General features: G+C 67.6%; 15 protein-coding genes. 5 read left to right on the plus strand and 10 right to left on the minus strand.

The genetic code is table 11. The features are described from left to right. Positions 1–1049, minus strand: a 1049-nt coding sequence (locus tag IBL25_RS17810; protein ID WP_238940513.1) for a D-alanyl-D-alanine carboxypeptidase family protein, incomplete at its 3' end; no start/stop codon positions are given. A gap of 351 nt (positions 1050–1400) precedes the next feature. Between IBL25_RS17810 and IBL25_RS17815 the strand changes: the two genes are divergently transcribed. From IBL25_RS17815 to clpA, 3 genes are all read left to right on the plus strand, one after another. Then, entirely contained in the window at positions 1401–1970 is a 570-nt protein-coding gene (locus IBL25_RS17815) for a phasin family protein (protein WP_238940514.1), read from the plus strand. Positions 1971–2249: 279 nt separating this feature from the next. Further along, positions 2250–2699: an ATP-dependent Clp protease adapter ClpS gene (gene clpS / locus IBL25_RS26605; RefSeq protein WP_194433756.1), complete on the plus strand. Its 450-nt coding sequence runs from the start codon at positions 2250–2252 to the stop codon at positions 2697–2699. A gap of 181 nt (positions 2700–2880) precedes the next feature. Further along, positions 2881–5229, plus strand: coding sequence for an ATP-dependent Clp protease ATP-binding subunit ClpA (clpA, locus tag IBL25_RS17825; protein WP_187779874.1), 2349 nt, complete (start codon positions 2881–2883; stop codon positions 5227–5229). 73 nt (positions 5230–5302) lie between these two features. Here the strand turns inward: clpA and IBL25_RS26990 are convergent, their stop codons facing one another. Next, a complete protein-coding gene (locus IBL25_RS26990; RefSeq protein WP_187779875.1) occupies positions 5303–6862 on the minus strand; it encodes a sensor histidine kinase in 1560 nt (519 codons plus the stop codon). A 315-nt stretch (positions 6863–7177) separates the two neighbouring features. On the opposite strand from IBL25_RS26990, the gene greB reads away from it, so the two are divergent. Next, complete coding sequence (gene greB, locus IBL25_RS17835) at positions 7178–7726, plus strand: transcription elongation factor GreB (protein WP_187779876.1); 549 nt, start codon at positions 7178–7180, stop codon at positions 7724–7726. On the opposite strand, the gene IBL25_RS17840 is transcribed toward greB, so the two are convergent. From IBL25_RS17840 to IBL25_RS17855, 4 genes are all read right to left on the minus strand, one after another. Continuing rightward, positions 7715–8998: a M20/M25/M40 family metallo-hydrolase gene (locus IBL25_RS17840; RefSeq protein ID WP_187779877.1), complete on the minus strand. Its 1284-nt coding sequence runs from the start codon at positions 8996–8998 to the stop codon at positions 7715–7717. The two genes, greB and IBL25_RS17840, sit on opposite strands and share 12 nt — an antisense overlap. 62 nt (positions 8999–9060) lie before the next feature. Then, positions 9061–9870, minus strand: coding sequence for an aspartate dehydrogenase (locus IBL25_RS17845; protein WP_187779878.1), 810 nt, complete (start codon positions 9868–9870; stop codon positions 9061–9063). 52 nt (positions 9871–9922) lie between these two features. Further along, complete coding sequence (locus IBL25_RS17850; RefSeq protein ID WP_187779879.1) at positions 9923–10237, minus strand: hypothetical protein; 315 nt, start codon at positions 10235–10237, stop codon at positions 9923–9925. A gap of 2 nt (positions 10238–10239) precedes the next feature. Beyond that, positions 10240–12057 (minus strand): ATP-binding cassette domain-containing protein, encoded by a 1818-nt coding sequence (locus tag IBL25_RS17855; RefSeq protein WP_187779880.1) that lies wholly within the window; start codon positions 12055–12057, stop codon positions 10240–10242. A 110-nt stretch (positions 12058–12167) separates the two neighbouring features. Between IBL25_RS17855 and IBL25_RS17860 the strand changes: the two genes are divergently transcribed. Beyond that, the gene (locus tag IBL25_RS17860; protein ID WP_187779881.1) at positions 12168–13274 is read left to right on the plus strand and encodes an NAD(P)/FAD-dependent oxidoreductase; all 1107 of its coding nucleotides are present in this window, start codon (positions 12168–12170) and stop codon (positions 13272–13274) included. A 3-nt stretch (positions 13275–13277) separates the two neighbouring features. On the opposite strand, the gene IBL25_RS17865 is transcribed toward IBL25_RS17860, so the two are convergent. From IBL25_RS17865 to IBL25_RS17880, 4 genes are read right to left on the minus strand one after another with little or no spacing between them, the layout of a single operon-like run. After that, positions 13278–13487, minus strand: a complete 210-nt coding sequence (locus IBL25_RS17865; protein ID WP_187779882.1) for a hypothetical protein — start codon at positions 13485–13487, stop codon at positions 13278–13280. Between the two features lie 51 nt (positions 13488–13538). Then, complete coding sequence (locus tag IBL25_RS17870) at positions 13539–14321, minus strand: ABC transporter permease (protein WP_187779883.1); 783 nt, start codon at positions 14319–14321, stop codon at positions 13539–13541. A gap of 1 nt (position 14322) precedes the next feature. After that, a complete protein-coding gene (locus IBL25_RS17875) occupies positions 14323–15168 on the minus strand; it encodes an ABC transporter permease (RefSeq protein ID WP_187779884.1) in 846 nt (281 codons plus the stop codon). Next, the gene (locus tag IBL25_RS17880; RefSeq protein WP_187779885.1) at positions 15168–16304 is read right to left on the minus strand and encodes an ABC transporter substrate-binding protein; all 1137 of its coding nucleotides are present in this window, start codon (positions 16302–16304) and stop codon (positions 15168–15170) included. Before IBL25_RS17880 ends, IBL25_RS17875 begins: the two co-directional genes overlap by 1 nt. Positions 16305–16505 lie beyond the last annotated feature (201 nt).

Below are 16505 nucleotides of genomic sequence, written 5' to 3' on the forward strand. Positions count from 1 at the left end.
GCCGCCACGGTGGCCGAAACCAGCCGCGCCCGGCCCCGCTGGGCCACTGGTGCCGCCTCGGCCCGCGCCATCAGCGACACACCGCGGTTGCGACGGCTGGCGACGACGGCGGTGGTGCCGGCCGCCACGGCAGCGGCAGACACGGCCGCGCGACCATGGTTGCCGGCCATCAGCACCCGGCCGGTGCCATCCACGCCCATCTGGCTGAAGCCACGGTCCAGCAGCAGGGCCGCCTGGCGGTCACGCTCCGTCCAGGAGCTGCCGCCGAAGACGGAGACGATCAGCCGCACATTCTCGCGCCGGGCGCTGGTGACGATGTTGAAGCCGGAAGCATCGACATAGCCCGTCTTCAGGCCGTCGGCGCCCTCATAGCTGTCCAGCATGCGGTTGTGGCTGCGGAGGCTGATGGAGCCGACCCGCACTTCCCGCGTGCCGAAGTAATGGTAGCGCTCAGGGAAATCCTGTTGCAGTCGGCGGCCCAGAATGGCCATGTCGCGCGCCGTGCTCACCTGCTCCACATCCGGCAGGCCGGAAGCGTTGCGGAAGGTGGTGCGGCTCATGCCGATGGCACGCGCCCGCAGCGTCATCATCTGGGCAAAGCGGAACTCGTCCCCGCCGCCCAGCGTCTCGCCGATCAGGGCGGCGACATCGTTGGCGGATTTGGTGACCAGCGCGTAGATGGCCTGCTCCACCGTGATGCTGCGTCCAACCGGGATGCCCAGCTTGGAGGGCGGCTTGCTGGCGGCCGTGGGGCTCATGGCCAGCGGTGTGTCGAGGCTGATATGCCCGGCGCGGATGGCGTCGAAGAGCATGTACAGCGTCATCATCTTGGTGAGCGAGGCCGGATGGCGCAGCTCGTCCGGATCGTCGGCGATCAGCAGGTTGCCGGTTCGCGGCTCCATCACCACCGCTGAATATCTTGCGCTGCCGATCTGCGCGGAGGCCGCGCCAGGCAAGACCCCCAGCAATAGCGCCGCGCCAGCAATACCGGCCAGCCGGCCGCGCGCCAGGCCGCGCGCGACCTTCCCCATGGCCCCAACGAGATTCATAGACCTCGATTCCCCCAACGAATCCATGTCCCACCCCCCAGCGGAACAGGGCGCAACCATAACGATGGGTGGATGATCCTGTCACCCGGAACCGATCAGGAACAGGATGGATGAGCAATAGGTTAGGACGGGGCCTTTAACCTTGGTGCGATGCGATTTACCAAAAGGTTTCAGGACCTCGCGAAGAGGTTATGTTGCACTGCAAAAAATAGCTAGACTTGCGTAACGTCCGTCTTCATAAGCCATATCGCTGCGGCGCAACATGGCACTCGCGGCAGAGTGATTGATAAGCCTGCCGGTGGGAGTTGTTCGGCACACCTCCGGCGGCGGCCATTCTTTTCGGATGAGGACATGACCCAAATGGCAGGCACGACCAATGTGAGCAAGCTCGCGGGCGGCGCCAAGGGCGGTGCCACGAAACTCATCGGGCAGGTGGCACGCAAGGTGGCCGAGGACAACGCCGCGCAGGTCGAGAAACTGCTCGAAACCGGTCCGGCGCAGACCAACACGGCTTTGGAGACGACCCCCCCTATGGACCAGATGACCCAGGCTTCCGAGAACTTCAGCAAGGGCGCGGAAGACGCGATCGAGTTCGGCCGCGGCAACCTCGAGGCCTTCACCAAGGCCACCCAGACCTATATGGCCGGCCTGCAGGACCTCAGCCGCCAGGCCTTCGCCCTCTACCAGGGCATGGGTGAGCAGGCTGTCGAGAATGCCCGCGCCCTGACCTCGGTCAAGTCGCTGCGTGAGGCCGCCGAGCTGAACACCACCTTCCTGCGCACCGCCGTGGAGAAGTCCGTCAGCGAGACCGCCCGCCTGAACGAGGCCGCCTTCAAGCTGGCCGAGCAGTCCACCGCCCCGCTGGCCGCCCGCTGGACGATGGCGCTGGAGAAGATGACCAAGATCGCCCCGCGCGTGTGAGGCGGTGGGCCGGTGCTTCCGGCCCTGGCTACCCGGAAAGCCCGGCCCCGCCATGCGCGGGACCGGGCTTTTTTCTTGTCCGTCCCCTTCCCATCTTCACTAAGTCGTCGGTGCCGATGAGAAATTTGTTTTTCTTGGCCTTTGGGAGCGCTCTGCCCTTCACCTGGCCCGGTTGCCTTCGTTATCGTGTTGTGGAGGGCCGCCCCCTGGCGTCACCCTCGGGATGGAAAGACGGCTGATTTTGGCGAAGCGCGTAACCGGCAGGCTGGCGGTAGCAGAATGACCGATCAGGACAAGCGCCAGGTCCGGTATCGGAGCGGACCGGAGCAAGACCCCCATGGCACGGGACCGGCCCTGGCCGGCCCGGACCCGGAATCGCCCGGCGGCGGCAATGGCGTCGATGCCCCGCCCCCTGGCGGTGGCAATGGCGAAGGCACCAATACCGGCGTGGTGGTGAAGGCGCGTCCCAAGACGCGCAAGCCCGCCATGTACAAGGTGCTGATGCTCAACGACGACTACACGCCGATGGAATTCGTCGTCCATGTGCTGGAGCGCTTCTTCCAGAAGAACCGGGAAGAGGCCACGCGCATCATGCTGCATGTCCACCGGCGCGGCGTCGGCGTCTGCGGCGTCTTCACCTACGAAGTCGCCGAAACCAAGGTTACGCAGGTGATGGATCTGGCCCGCCAGAACCAGCACCCGCTTCAATGCACCATCGAGAAGGAATAATCCGGGGGCGCATGTTCCTGGTTTGTAACCGATCGAAACTTATCCCCGGAAATCTGACTTTGGGGTCGTGAAAGTAAGATTGCGGAACCACATCAGAGTTATCTTCCGGTTATCTTAGTTCCTGACATACGGTCCCGGCGGCGAGGTCGCCGGCGCCGTATCCTAGAAGGGGAGCGTCAACATGCTGTCCCGCAACCTTGAGCAGACGCTCCATCGTGCGCTGGCCCTCGCCAACGACCGCCGCCACGAATACGCCACGCTCGAACACCTTCTCCTCGCCCTTGTCGATGACACCGACGCCGCCACCGTGCTGCGCGCCTGCGGCGTCGATCAGGACAAGCTGAAGCGCGATCTGGCCGAATTCCTGGACAAGGACCTGGCTGGCCTCGTTACCGAACGCACGGGCGACCCGAAGCCGACAGCCGGCTTCCAGCGCGTCGTTCAGCGGGCCGCCATCCATGTGCAGTCTTCCGGCCGGGACGAGGTGTCGGGGGCCAATGTCCTCGTCGCCCTGTTCAGCGAGCGCGAAAGCCATGCCGTCTATTTCCTGCAGTTGCAGGACATGACGCGGCTGGATGCCGTCAACTTCATCAGCCATGGCATCGCGAAGGCGCCGGGGCGTTCCACCAACCGCCCCGTCACCGGCTCGGCGCCCAACACCCCTCCGGAGGAGCCGGGCGTGGAGAAGGAGGAAAAGCCTCAGGGCCGCCGTGGTCAGGACGCGCTGTCCAACTACTGCGTCAACCTGAACAAGAAGGCACAGCAGGGGAAGATCGACCCGCTCATCGGCCGCGACAGCGAGATCGAGCGCACGATCCAGATCCTGTGCCGCCGCACCAAGAACAACCCGCTCTATGTGGGTGATCCTGGCGTGGGCAAGACCGCCATCGCCGAAGGGCTGGCCAAGCGGATCATCGAGGGCGATGTGCCCGAGGTGCTGCTGAAGTCCACCATCTTCGCGCTCGATATGGGCGCCCTGCTGGCCGGCACCCGCTACCGCGGTGACTTCGAGGAGCGGCTGAAGGCCGTGGTCAACGAGCTGGAGCAGCAGCCCGGCTCCATCCTGTTCATCGACGAGATCCACACCGTGATCGGTGCGGGTGCCACGTCCGGTGGCGCGATGGATGCCTCGAACCTGCTGAAGCCTGCGCTGGCCCAGGGCACGCTGCGCTGCGTCGGTTCCACCACCTACAAGGAATACCGCCAGCACTTCGAGAAGGACCGCGCCCTGGTCCGCCGCTTCCAGAAGATCGACGTCAATGAGCCGTCGGTCGAGGATGCGGTGAAGATCCTGACCGGCCTCAAGACCAATTACGAGAAGCACCACAAGGTCAAGTACACGCCCGAGGCCATCCGGGCGGCGGTGGAGCTCTCCTCCAAGTACATCCATGACCGGAAGCTGCCGGACAAGGCGATCGACGTGATCGACGAGGTCGGCGCTTCCCGGATGCTGCTGCCGGAGAACAAGCGCCGCAAGACCGTGACGCTGAAGGACGTGGAGGAGATCGTGGCGAAGATCGCCCGTATCCCACCCAAGTCCGTCTCCTCGGACGACAAGGAGACGCTCCGCACGCTGGAGCGCGACCTGAAGTCCATGGTCTTCGGGCAGGACAAGGCTATCGAGGCGCTTTCCGCCGCGATCAAGCTGGCTCGCGCGGGCCTGCGCGATCCAGAGAAGCCGATCGGCAACTACCTCTTCTCCGGCCCCACGGGCGTCGGCAAGACGGAGGTGGCCCGCCAGCTCGCCAAGACGCTGGGGATCGAGCTGATCCGCTTCGACATGTCCGAGTACATGGAGCGGCACAGCATCTCCCGCCTGATCGGCGCGCCGCCGGGCTATGTGGGCTTCGACCAGGGTGGGTTGCTGACCGACAGCATCGACCAGCATCCGCATGCGGTGCTGCTGCTCGATGAGATCGAGAAGGCGCATCAGGAACTCTACAACATCCTGCTGCAGGTGATGGACCACGGGAAGCTGACGGACCACAACGGCAAGACCGTCGACTTCCGCAACGTGATCCTGATCATGACCACCAATGCGGGCGCTTCCGACATGGCCAAGCCCGGCATCGGCTTCGGCAACCAGGTCCGCAAGGGCGAGGATGAGGAGGCGGTGAAGCGGCTCTTCACGCCGGAATTCCGCAACCGCCTCGATGCCGTGGTGCCCTTCGCGGCGCTGTCGGCGGAGATCGTGGGCAATGTGGTGGAGAAGTTCGTGATGCAGCTGGAAGCCCAGCTCGCGGATCGCAACGTCACCATCGAGCTGTCCTCGGGCGCCAAGGAATGGCTGGCCGAGAAGGGCTACGACCCGCTCTATGGCGCCCGGCCACTGGCCCGCGTCATCCAGGAATACGTCAAGAAGCCGCTGGCCGAGGAACTGCTCTTCGGCAGGCTGTCGAAGGGCGGTTCGGTCAAGGTCGGCATCAAGGATGGCGAGCTGACCTTCGAGTTCCAGGAAGCCGCCCTGGCCGCCCTGCCCAAGCCCGATGGCGATGGGGAGAGCGAGAAGGAGCCGGAAGTGGCCGACTGACCGCTTCCTTCTGGAGAATGTTGAACGGGGGCGGGAAACCGCCCCCGTTTTTTTGCGCCTGATCTCGAGGGACTCAGGCGGCAGCGGTGGCCTGGTTCTCGTTCATGCCGGCGCCATGAGGCCGGAAGCAGATCTCGTAATACAGGCCCTGGCTGTCGAAGCGCAGAATGGCGGAGGAACCCGGCCCCAGGTCATGCGGCAGGCCCCGCTCCAGGAAGCGCAGCCCGAAGCCTCGGCGCGGAGGCTGCGACGGTATGCCCGGGCCGCCGCGCTCCTGCCAGGTCAGGCGCACCCGGCCATCCGGCAACGTGTCCCAGCCCAGGGTCACCCGGCCGTTGCCGCCGGAAAGGGCGCCATATCGCACGGCATTGCTGGCCAGTTCCGCCAGGGCGATCACCATGGCCTGGGCCTGCGCGGCACGCAGCGGCAGCCCCGCCGGCCCCACCACCGCCACCCGGCCGGAAGACAACCAGGGGGAAAGCGCGGCATGCACCGTCTGCTCCACCGTGATCCCGGTCCAGCCGCTGGCGGCGATCACCTCATGGGAGCGGGAGAGCGCGCCCAGCCGGGCGCTGAAATCGGCCGCGAAGCGGCTGGGGTCCTGCTCCGCGCCCCGCAATGTCTGCGCCGCCAGGGATTGCACGGTGGCCAGGGTATTCTTCACCCGGTGGTTCAGCTCCGCCATGACCTCACCGCGCCAGGCCTCGGCGGCGGCACGGGCGGTCACGTCCATGATCACCAGGGAAAGCAGGGTCGGCCCGTCCGGCGAGCGGACCGGCTCGGCGGCGACAGCATATTGCAGCGGCTGCCCGCCCAGGCGGCTGTCGATCATGATATCCCGGCCCTGCAGCGGCTCACCGCTGCGCTGCGACTGTTGCAGCAGCGGCAGCAGTACGGCGGCGAGGTCCGGCATGGCCTCGGTGAACAACAGGCCGGCGGGCTCGGGGCTCACCTGCCCCACCAGCCCGATGAAGCTGTCGTTGGCCTCGATGATGCGGAACTGCTCGTCCAGCAGCGCCATGCCCACCGGCGCGGCCTTGTAGAAGGCGGAAACCTGGGCGGTGGCCAGGGCGGCCCGGCGGGCGTGGCGGTCGTCCTGCCGCCGCGCGCGCCGCAGCCGCCAGGCCAGCGTTCCCGCCCCCAGGACCACGCATAACAGCGCGGCCAGCGTGCTCATCCGCCAATTGTCGCGCAGCCGCATCCGTTCATGGCCGATCTCGCGGCGCAGGCTGAGGCCGATATCCTGCAGGCTCAGCAAGGCCGCCTCGGCCGCGCGGGGCGGTAGCAGCGTGATCAACGCCTCGTCCAGGCCGGGCTCGCCCTGGGGCAGGCCCAGCGCCGCGGTCAGGATGCGGTGCTGCGGACGGATCGCCGGCTCATCCTCCGCCAGCAGGCGAATGGCCGAGAGGCTGGCGCCGGCGGCGGTGTCATGCTCCCCGCGTTCGGTCGCCGGAGGGTAGCGCAGCAGGTTCAGCAGGTCCTGCTGCGCTTGCAGGCCACTCTCGAGGCGCAGCACCCGGGCCTCCCCGGCCTCGGTCTGCACCATCTGCCGCGTCAGCAGCAGCAGGGCCAGCAGCAGCAGCAGCAATGGCGCCGCCCGCCGCAGGTGCTGCCAGAGCAGGGACACAAACACGTTGCCCCTCATGCTGCAGCACCGGGGGGACCGTGGTGCCGGAACACCCGGATCAGCAGGAACCCTATCTTATGCTCCGACATACCAGCATACGAAGTCAGTGGCGCTGCTCGCCGCCGGCGCCGGAAAAAGAAGCGAGAGCCCCGCAGATGCTGCCACCACGCCTCCCACTGCCGGGGCGGTCGAGGATAGGGGTAGTGTCGCGGAGTTCGTCTCCATAGCCTAAGCCTAGCCGCGTTCATGCATCCCGCGCGAGAGAAAGTTACTCTCATGCAAACGGTTATCGCATCAAGTCACATATCGGATTTACGAAAAATGACCATCGCCGCACAGGATGACGACGAGGACGAAGCCCCCCGGGGCATGCCGCCCGGGACGCCCTTCTACATGACCCCTGCCGGACACGCGGCGCTGGAGGAGGAACTGCGTCAGCTCTGGCACGTGGAGCGGCCGAAAGTGGTGGAGATCGTCTCCTGGGCCGCGAGCCTGGGCGACCGCAGCGAGAACGCGGACTACCAGTACGGCAAGCGGCGGTTGCGGGAGATCGACCGCCGCGTGCGCTTCCTGCGCAAGCGGCTCGACAATTGCCAGGTGGTGGACCCGGCGGCGCAGCCCCGGAAGGATCAGGTCTTCTTCGGCGCCACCGTCACCTATGTGCGGGAGGATGATTCCGAGGTCACCGTCACCATCGTCGGCGTCGATGAGGCCGATACGGAGCGCGGCCTCATTTCCTGGGTCTCCCCGGTGGCGCGGGCGCTGCTGCGCGCCAGGGTGGGCGACGCGGTGAAGCTGCGCCTGCCGGGCGGGGTGGAGGAGATCGAGATCCTCTCGATCTCCTACCCCGCGCCAGCCTCAGCCGGCTGAGGCGTCGGGCCCGGCCAGGGCCAGCAGTGTGCCCAGCGCGGTGGCGATGCCATGCGCGCTGGCCTTGGGCTCCACGTCGATCCATTCCTCCAGCGAATGGGCACGGCCGCCAGCGCAGCCGGAGCCCACCGTGATCGCCGGCAGCCCCAGGCTCATGGCGATGTTGCTGTCGGTAGAGGAGGCCTCGGCATGGAATTCATGGCCCTGGCCGGTCATCACGGCCTGGGCCAGCTTCACCATGCGGCTATTGCTGTCGGTGACGCCGGCCGGGCGATCACCGATCACCTTCACTTCCACCCGCACCTTGCCGGCGCTGGTGTCGCGGGCGGCGTTCTCGTCCTCGGCGGCCTGGGGCAGGATGGCCAGGAAGCGGTTCTCCAGCGTCGCCAGGGCCTCGGGGCTGGCGGAGCGCAGGTCCACCTCCATCCACATCTCCTCCGGAATGGCATTGATGGAGGAACCGCCGCCGATCCGCCCGATGGAGAAAGTGGTCTTGGGCTGCGCCGGCACGCGGATGCGGGAAAGCGCATCGGCCGCCCGCGCCAGGGCGAAGGCCGGGTTCACCAGCCCGAAGGCGCCGAAGGAATGCCCGCCGGGGCCGCGGAAGGTGATGCGGTAGCGCTTGCTACCCACCGCCGCCGTGACGAGGCGGGAGGGGTCCAGCCCGTCCAGCGCCATGAAGCCGGCGACCTGGTCGCGGCGCGGGTCGTTCTTGAAGAAGGCCTTCACACCGCGCAGGTCCCCTGCCCCTTCCTCGCCCACGGAGCCCATGGCCAGGATGGAGGCGCGGGTCTGGATGCCAGCGGCGTCCATGGCGCGCAGCAGGCCGAGCATCACCGCTAGGCCGCGCGTGTCGTCGCCGACGCCGGGGGCACGCAGGATGGTGCCTTCCCGCTTCACCTTCACATCGGTGCCGGCGGGAAAGACGGTGTCGAGGTGGGAGCAGAGCACGATCAGCCCGGCATCCGGGTCGCTGCCGGGGCGCAGGCCGGTGACATTGCCCTCGGCGTCGATCGCCACGTCCGTCAGGCCATGCTCGCGCAGCGCCTCGGCGAAGGCCGCCGCGCGGGGTGCCTCGCCGAAGGGCGGCGAGGCGATCTCGGTCAGGCGGATGATGTCGGCCACGATGCGGTCGTGGTCGGCCACGATGGCCTCGCGGGCGGCAGCGAAGCCGGGGCTGGCCAGCAGCGCCGCCGCTTCCTCGGCCGCGCCGCCGTTATCGAGGGCAGAAAGCGCGGCGCGCAGGCTGGGAGCGGCGGCGGTATCGGACATCGGGGCAACCTTTCCAGGAAACGATGCCCAAGGGTTTCCGCCCACCGGCGCCGCCGGTCAAGTCAGGTACCAACCCGCAACGGCGCGCCCAGCTTGCGCAGGCAGGCGATGACGGAGAGCACGGTGATGCGCCCCGTCTTCGGGTTCTCGCTGGGGATATTCTCGATGGTCATGGAGAAGCTGGCGGAATCGGCATCCACCTCGATGCGGTGGGTATTCCGCTCCAGCGCCGGGTCGGCCCAGATCTCCAGCTGCGTACGGTCCGGCCCGATGCCGGCCAGGGACAGCGCCACCGCCACGTTCAGATTGGCCGGGAAGCCCGCCGCCGCCTGCCGCGCCGTGCCCTGGAAGATGCGCAGCGGCTCGCGGATATCCTCGATGGCGATGTTGTTCTCGGCCAGATAGGGCGCGCCCACCAGCCCGCGCATCGGCTTGCGCGTCACCATCCGCACGCTGCGGATCTCGCCCTCGGCGGCGGCCAGCACGGCATCCAGGCCCAGCAGCGCGCCGGTCGGCACGATGATGCGGCCGCCATGGGCGCGCGCCAGTTCCACCAGCTGCTCCCGCCCCAGCAGCGCGCCGGCGCTGAGCACCACGGCGGTCTTGCCCGCGCGCAGGAAGGGCTCGACGATCTGCGGCAGCAGCGCGGCGGGGGCGCATTCCACCACCACATCGGCCAATGGCTCCAGTGCATCGATGCCCACCACCGGCACGGGGCGGCGCAGGCCGGCCAGCCGCTGGGCGGCGGCGGCGGTGTCGCGGGCGGAGACAGCGGCCAGGGTGCAGCCGGGGATGCCGGCATCCAGCGCCTGGGCCAGTTTCAGGCCAACGGCGCCCAGGCCGGCGATGGCGATTCTCAGTGACGTTTCCATACCCGCAACAGAAAGCAGGCGCCTTCGCCGCGCAAGAGGGTCCGGAAGGCCCTCAGCCGCCGAACCTGGCGAAGACCTGCCGGTCCCGGTTCTCCTGCATCAGCATGGAGATGGAGGGCACCTGCGCGAAGCCGAGGCCATGCGGCGGCCCGTCCTGCTCATCCGGCGTGATCTTGGGATAGGCCTCGCCGCCCACCTTCTCCCACTTCCCGGCCGGCTTCTTCACTTCCAGATTGGCCACGGTCGCCTTCAGCACCAGGCGCACGATGGCTTCCTTGGGCGCGGAAGGCTTGGTCAGGCTGGGATGCCCGCTGATCATCTGCCAGCCATTGGCCAGCGCCCAGGCGGTCAGTTCTTCCTTGGTCATGCTCAGCCCTCCGCTTCTTCCCGCAGCATTTCCAGTTCCAGCCAGCGTTCCTCGGCCTCGGCGAGCTGCGTCTCGCTGCGGGCGAGCAGTTCCGTGGCCTTGTCGAAACGGGCGCGGTCCCGGGCATAAAGGCCGGGATCGGCCAGGATCTCCTTCAGCTTCGCCGCCTCGGCCTCCAGCTTGCGCATCCTCGCCGGCAGGGTGTCCAGCTCGTGCTGGTCCTTGAAGCTCAGTTTCTTGCGCGCCGGGGCGGCGGCGGTAGGGGCAGGCTTTGACGCGGCAGGGGCCGGGGCGGCTTTGCGCGCAGCATCCTCCCGCGCCCGCACGCCGTGGCCGCGCTGCGCCACCATGTCGGAATAGCCGCCGGGATAATCCTGCCACTGCCCCTCGCCTTCCCAGGCGATGACGTTGGTCGCCACGCGGTCCAGGAAGTCGCGGTCATGGCTGACCACGATCACCGTGCCGGAATATTCGGCGATCTGTTCCTGCAACAGGTCCAGGGTCTCGAGGTCGAGGTCGTTGGTCGGCTCGTCCAGCACCAGCAGGTTGGATGGCGTGGCGAAGGCGCGCGCCAGCAGCAGCCGCCCCCGCTCCCCGCCCGACAGCGCCGAGACCGGCGTGCGCGCCTGCTCCGGCCCGAAGAGGAAGTCCTTCATGTAGCCAATGACATGGCGCGGCTGGCCATTCACCCAGACCTGGTCGCCGCGCCCATCGGTCAGGCTCTGGGCCACGGTGGTATTGGGGTCGAGCGCGGCGCGGCGCTGGTCCAGCGTCACCATCTCCAGGTTGGTGCCGAGCTTCACCTCGCCGGAATCCGGCGCCAGGGTGCCGGTCAGCATCGACAGCAGCGTGGTCTTGCCGGCGCCATTCGGCCCGACGATGCCGACGCGGTCGCCACGGATGATGCGGGTGGAGAAATCGTCCACTACCACCCGCTCGCCAAAGGCCTTGCGGATATTCTCGGCGGAAATGACCAGGGTGCCAGAGGCATCGGCCTCGGCGGCGGCCATGCGGACGCCGCCCTGGGCCGCCTTGCGCTCCCGCCGCTGCTGCCGCAGCCCGGCCAGTTCCGCCACGCGGCGGACATTGCGCTTGCGCCGGGCGGTGACGCCGTAGCGCATCCAATGCTCTTCTCGCACGATCTGGCGGTCGAGCTTGTGGGCCTCCTGCTCCTCCTGCTCCAGCACCTCGTCGCGCCAAGCCTCGAAATGCGCGAAGCCGCGCGCGAGGCGGCGGGTGGTGCCGCGGTCCAGCCAGACCATCTCGCGCGTCAGCTTCTCCAGGAAGCGGCGGTCATGGCTGATCAGCACCAGGGCGGATCGCATGGAGGCGATCTCCCCCTCCAGCCACTCGATGGCGGGCAGGTCCAGGTGATTGGTCGGCTCGTCCAGCAGCAGGATGTCCGGGCTGGGCGCCAGGGCGCGGGCCAGCGCCGCGCGGCGCGCCTCGCCGCCCGAAAGATTGGCGGGCTTTTCCTCGCCGGTCAGGCCGAGCTGTTCCAGCAGGTATTGCGCGCGGTAGGGATCGTCCCCCGCCGTCAGGCCGGCTTCCACATAGGCCATGACATTGGCATAGGCGGACAGGTCCGGCTCCTGCGGCAGGTAGCGCACGGTGGCGCCGGGCTGGAGGAAGCGGGTGCCGCCATCGGCCTGGGCCTCCCCCGCCGCGATCTTCAGCAGGGTGGACTTGCCGGAGCCATTGCGGCCGATCAGCGCCAGCCTTTCCCCGGGCGAGACGGAGAGCGTCGCGCCGCCCAGCAGGGGCGTGGTGCCGAACATCAGCCGGATATCTTGCAACAGAAGCAGAGGGGGCGGTGCCATGGGCCGTTGCGTGAAGCGGCGGAGCGCAACCGTCAAGGGCTGATAGGTTCCCCTGGGGTTGATGCCGCGCCCCTGCCGCCGCAGACTCCCTGGCTGAGGAGCTGCTGACAATGGAACAAATCGACTGCGTGGTGGTGGGCGCCGGGGTGGTGGGGCTGGCAGTGGCACGTGCCCTGGCCCTGGCCGGGCGCGAGGTGCTGGTGCTGGAGGCCGCCGAGGGCATCGGCACCGAGACCTCCTCCCGCAACAGCGAGGTGATCCACGCCGGCATCTATTATCCCAAGGATAGCCTGATGGCCCGCTTCTGCGTGGCCGGGAAGAAGATGCTCTATGCCTATTGCGCCGAGCGCGGCGTGCCGCACCGCAATTGCGGCAAGCTGATCGTAGCGACCACCGAGGCCGAGGCCGGGCAGCTTGCCTCCATCCAGGCCCGCGCCGCCGCCAATGGCGTGCCGGACCTGCGGATGATCAGCGCCGAGGAAGCGCGGGAGATGGAGCCGGCGGTGTCCTGCACGGCGGCGCTGGTCTCGCCCTCCACCGGCATCGTGGACAGCCATTCCTTTATGCTGGCCCTGCAGGGCGATGCCGAGAATGCCGGCGCCGCCTTCGCCTTCCATGCCCCCGTACTCTCCGGCCGCCTTTTGCCGGAAGGCGGCGCCGAGCTTTCGGTGGGTGGCGAGGAACCGATGGAGCTGCGCTGTTCCCTGCTGGTGAATGCCGCCGGGCTGCATGCCCCTGCCCTGGCCGCCAAGCTGGAGGGCATGCCCGCCGCGATGGTGCCGCCCACCTTCTATGCCAAGGGCAATTACTTCACCCTGGCCGGCCGCTCTCCCTTCACGCACCTGATCTATCCGGTGCCGGTGCCGGGCGGACTGGGGACGCATCTGACGCTGGACCTCGGCGGCCAGGCCAAGTTCGGCCCGGATGTGGAATGGGTGGACCGCATCGAATACGAGGTGAACCCGGCGCGCGGCGAGAGCTTCTATGCCGCCATCCGCCGCTACTGGCCCGGCCTGCCGGATGGCGCGCTGATCCCGGGCTATTCCGGCATCCGGCCCAAGATCGTCGGTCCCGGCCAAGCGGCGCAGGATTTCGTGGTGCAGGGCCCGGCCGAGCATGGCCAGCCGGGGCTGGTCAACCTCTTCGGGATCGAGAGCCCGGGGCTGACAGCCTCCATGGCCTTGGCGGATTACGTGGTGGAGAAATCCGCCGCCTGAGGCTCAGCGGTTGGCGGCCTTATGGGTGCCGACATTCTCGTGCCACTCAACCGGCAGGCCGTCCCAGGTGGGGAACTGCTTGCCGGCATGTTTGCGGCGGAGATAGACGACGAAGCCATCGGCGGTGGCTTCCACATAGCCGGACTTGCCGTCGGTCAGCTTGAGGTGCTGGGCCAGGGCCTCGGCTTGTTCACGCATATAGCTGTCGCTCATGGCGGTGCTCCTTTGCGCCTTATATGGGGCGGCGGGCGGCGGCGTGCAGCCTTAGCTGGCGCGCCGTGCCCGCAGCCACATCTCCGCCCCCAGCAGCAGCGCCGTGACGAAGATCAGCAGCACCGCCACCGCCGCCATGGTGGGGTCCAGATGCTCGTTGATGCCGTCCCAAATGCGGCGCGGCAGCGTGAATACGCGGCGGCTGGCCAGGAACAGCGCCAGCACCAGCTCATCCCAGGAATGGATGAAGGCGAAGATGGCGGAAGAGGCCACCGCCGGCAGGATACCCGGCAGGATCACAAGCCAAAGCCGCTGAAACAGGTTGGCGCCCAGGTTGCGCGCCGCCTGCTCCAGCCGCGCGTCGAAATGTGCCAGAGCGGTGGAGACGATGATCACCACGTAAGGAATGCCCGTGACGGCATGGGCGATGACCAGGCCGAGGTAGCTGTCCAGCAGCCGCAGATCGACCCAGAGCCGGTAGATGCCCAGCGCATAGACAATGGTGGGCACGATGATCGGCACGATCATCAGCACGCGCACGAAATCCGCCAGCCGACTGCCGATGCGCCAGCAGCCGATGGCGCAGAGCGTGCCCGCCACCACCGTCAGCACCGTGGAAGCGGAGGCGATGAGGAAGCTCTGCCCGATGGAGGAAAGCCATTCCGCGCTGCCGAAGAGATGCGCGAAATGCTGTAGCGACAACTGCTCCTGTGGCAGCGAGAGGTAGCGCTGGTCCGTCAGCGCCACCGGAAAGACGATGGCGATGGGCAGCAGCAAGAACAGGATGATGGCCCAGGCCAGTCCCTTGATAGGGCGGGAGGCGGCGTAATCCATCTCAGGCGGCCCCGAACAGGCGGCGCAGATTCACCACGCGGGAGAGCACCGCCAGCAGCGCGAAGATGAAGACGATCAGCGTGGTCGCCAGCATGGTGCCGATGCCCCATTGCACCACATCGAGGATCTGCACGGAGATGTATTCCGCGATCATCAGCGTGCGTCCCCCGCCCAGGATCGCCGGCGTCACCAGGAAGCCGAGCGAGAAGATGAAGACCAGGATGCCCGCCCCCACCACGCCCGGCAGGCTGAGCGGCAGGAAGACGCGCAGGAAGCCCTGCATGCGGGAGGCCCCGAGCCCACGCGCCGCGGCCAGGCAGCGGCGGTCGATGCCGCGCATGCCGGTCAGCAGCGGCAGCACCGCGAAGGGCAGCATGTAATGCACCATGCCGATGGTGATGCCGAGTTCATTCCAGATCAGCGGCAGCGGGTCCGCGATCAACCCGGCATCCAGCAACGCGGTATTGATCACGCCCTGGCGCCGCAGCAGCGTGACCCAGGCGAAGGCGCGCACAAGAACAGAGATCCAGAGCGGCAGCAGGATGCCCAGCATCATCCAGCGCTGCGCGCGCGGCCCGGCCTGGGCCATGACATAGGCCACCACATAGCCCAGCAGCAGCGTGATGCCCGTGGTCAGCAGGCAGATGCGCAGCGTCGTCAGCAAGACCCGGTGGATCGAGGCACTGGTGAAAAGCAGCGCGTAGTTACCCAGGCCAAGGCGCGGTTCCGTCACGCTGACCAGCAGGACGCGGGCCAGCGGGAACAGGTAGAAGCCCAGCAACATCAACAGCGCGGGCAGGACCAGCATCCAGTAGATGCCGGCCTCGCCCAGCCAGGGGCGCCGCATCAGGCGCTGATGAAATCGAGGTAGCGCTGCAGCGCGGCGGCGCCGTGCTTCTCATACCAGTCGGCGTCGATCTTGGCCTGCACGGCGACATTGGCGGGGTCGGAGGGGTTGCTGGCCTTCACCGCATCCGGCACCAGCGCGGAAGCCGCCGGGTTGGCCGGGCCATTGCCCATGGAGGCCAGCAGCTTCACCTGCCCTTCCGGCGCCTGCATGGCGGCAATGGCGCGCATCGCTTCCTTGCCCGCCGGATTGCCCTTCGGCACCACCCAAAGGCCCGGCTGCAACAGCCCGTCCTTGAAGGTGTAGTCGATCAGCCCGCCGCCATCGCGCTTCAGCAGATTGGCGCGGGTGTTCCAGAGCAGGCCCATGACGCACTCACCATCGCGCAGCAGGCTCTGGCTCTCGGCGCCGCTGTTCCAGTAGAGGCACTGGGACTTGATGGTCTCCAGCTTCCTGAAGGCGCGGTCGACATCGAGGGGGTAAAGCTTCTCCATCGGCACGCCATCGGCCAGCAGCGCCATTTCCAGCATGCCCTGCTGGTTGCGGCGGAGCATGCGGCGGCCAGGATACTTCTTCAGGTCGAAGAAATCGGCGATGGCCGGCGTGCCGGAGACCTTCCTGGTGTTCCAGGCCATGACGGTGGAGAACATGTAGTTCGCCACACCATACTTATAGGCGAAGGCGGTATCCACCTTGCCCTTGTCCACGATGCTGTAGTCGATCTCTTCCAGCAGTCCCGCCGGGCCCAACTCGCCCGTGCCGGCCACGCCGGAATCGCAGATGTCCCAGGTGACGTTGCGGGCCTGCACCATGGTCTTCATCTTGCCATTCGAAGGCCCGCTGCCATCGATGACCATGCGGCCGCCGGCGGCGACGTAAGGTGCCTGGAAGGCTTCCCTGAAGGCAGGCACCGCCTCCCCGCCCCAGTTCACCAGTACTACCTCGGGCCGTGCCTGGGCGTGGGCGGGGCCGGGCATGGCGGCTGCCATCCCCAGGGCACCCAGCCCCGCCAGCAGGTCGCGGCGGGAGATGCGGCCGGCACGCTGTTCCTGGGCCAGGATCTCGGCCTGGTCCTCGGCGAAGCTCTGGATGCGCTGCATGGGGGCTTCCTCGGGTGGATGACGGTCGAGGAGCATGTCGCCATGCTCCTGAACCCATCGCAACCCAAGGAATTTGCCCAAACCGCCAGCGAAAGGCGCCGCTTCCGCTGGTTCCGCTCACGGCTTGGGCAGAATGCCCAGGCCGACGCCAAGCCGCATCAAGGCGTTGGCGCGCTCACCTCGGTCAGGTCCCCCGTCCCGAACCACTTGGAACGGACGGTGCGGTAGTAGGCTTCC

Origin of the sequence: Pseudoroseomonas ludipueritiae (assembly GCF_014490445.1) — a bacterium.
GTDB lineage: Bacteria > Pseudomonadota > Alphaproteobacteria > Acetobacterales > Acetobacteraceae > Pseudoroseomonas > Pseudoroseomonas ludipueritiae.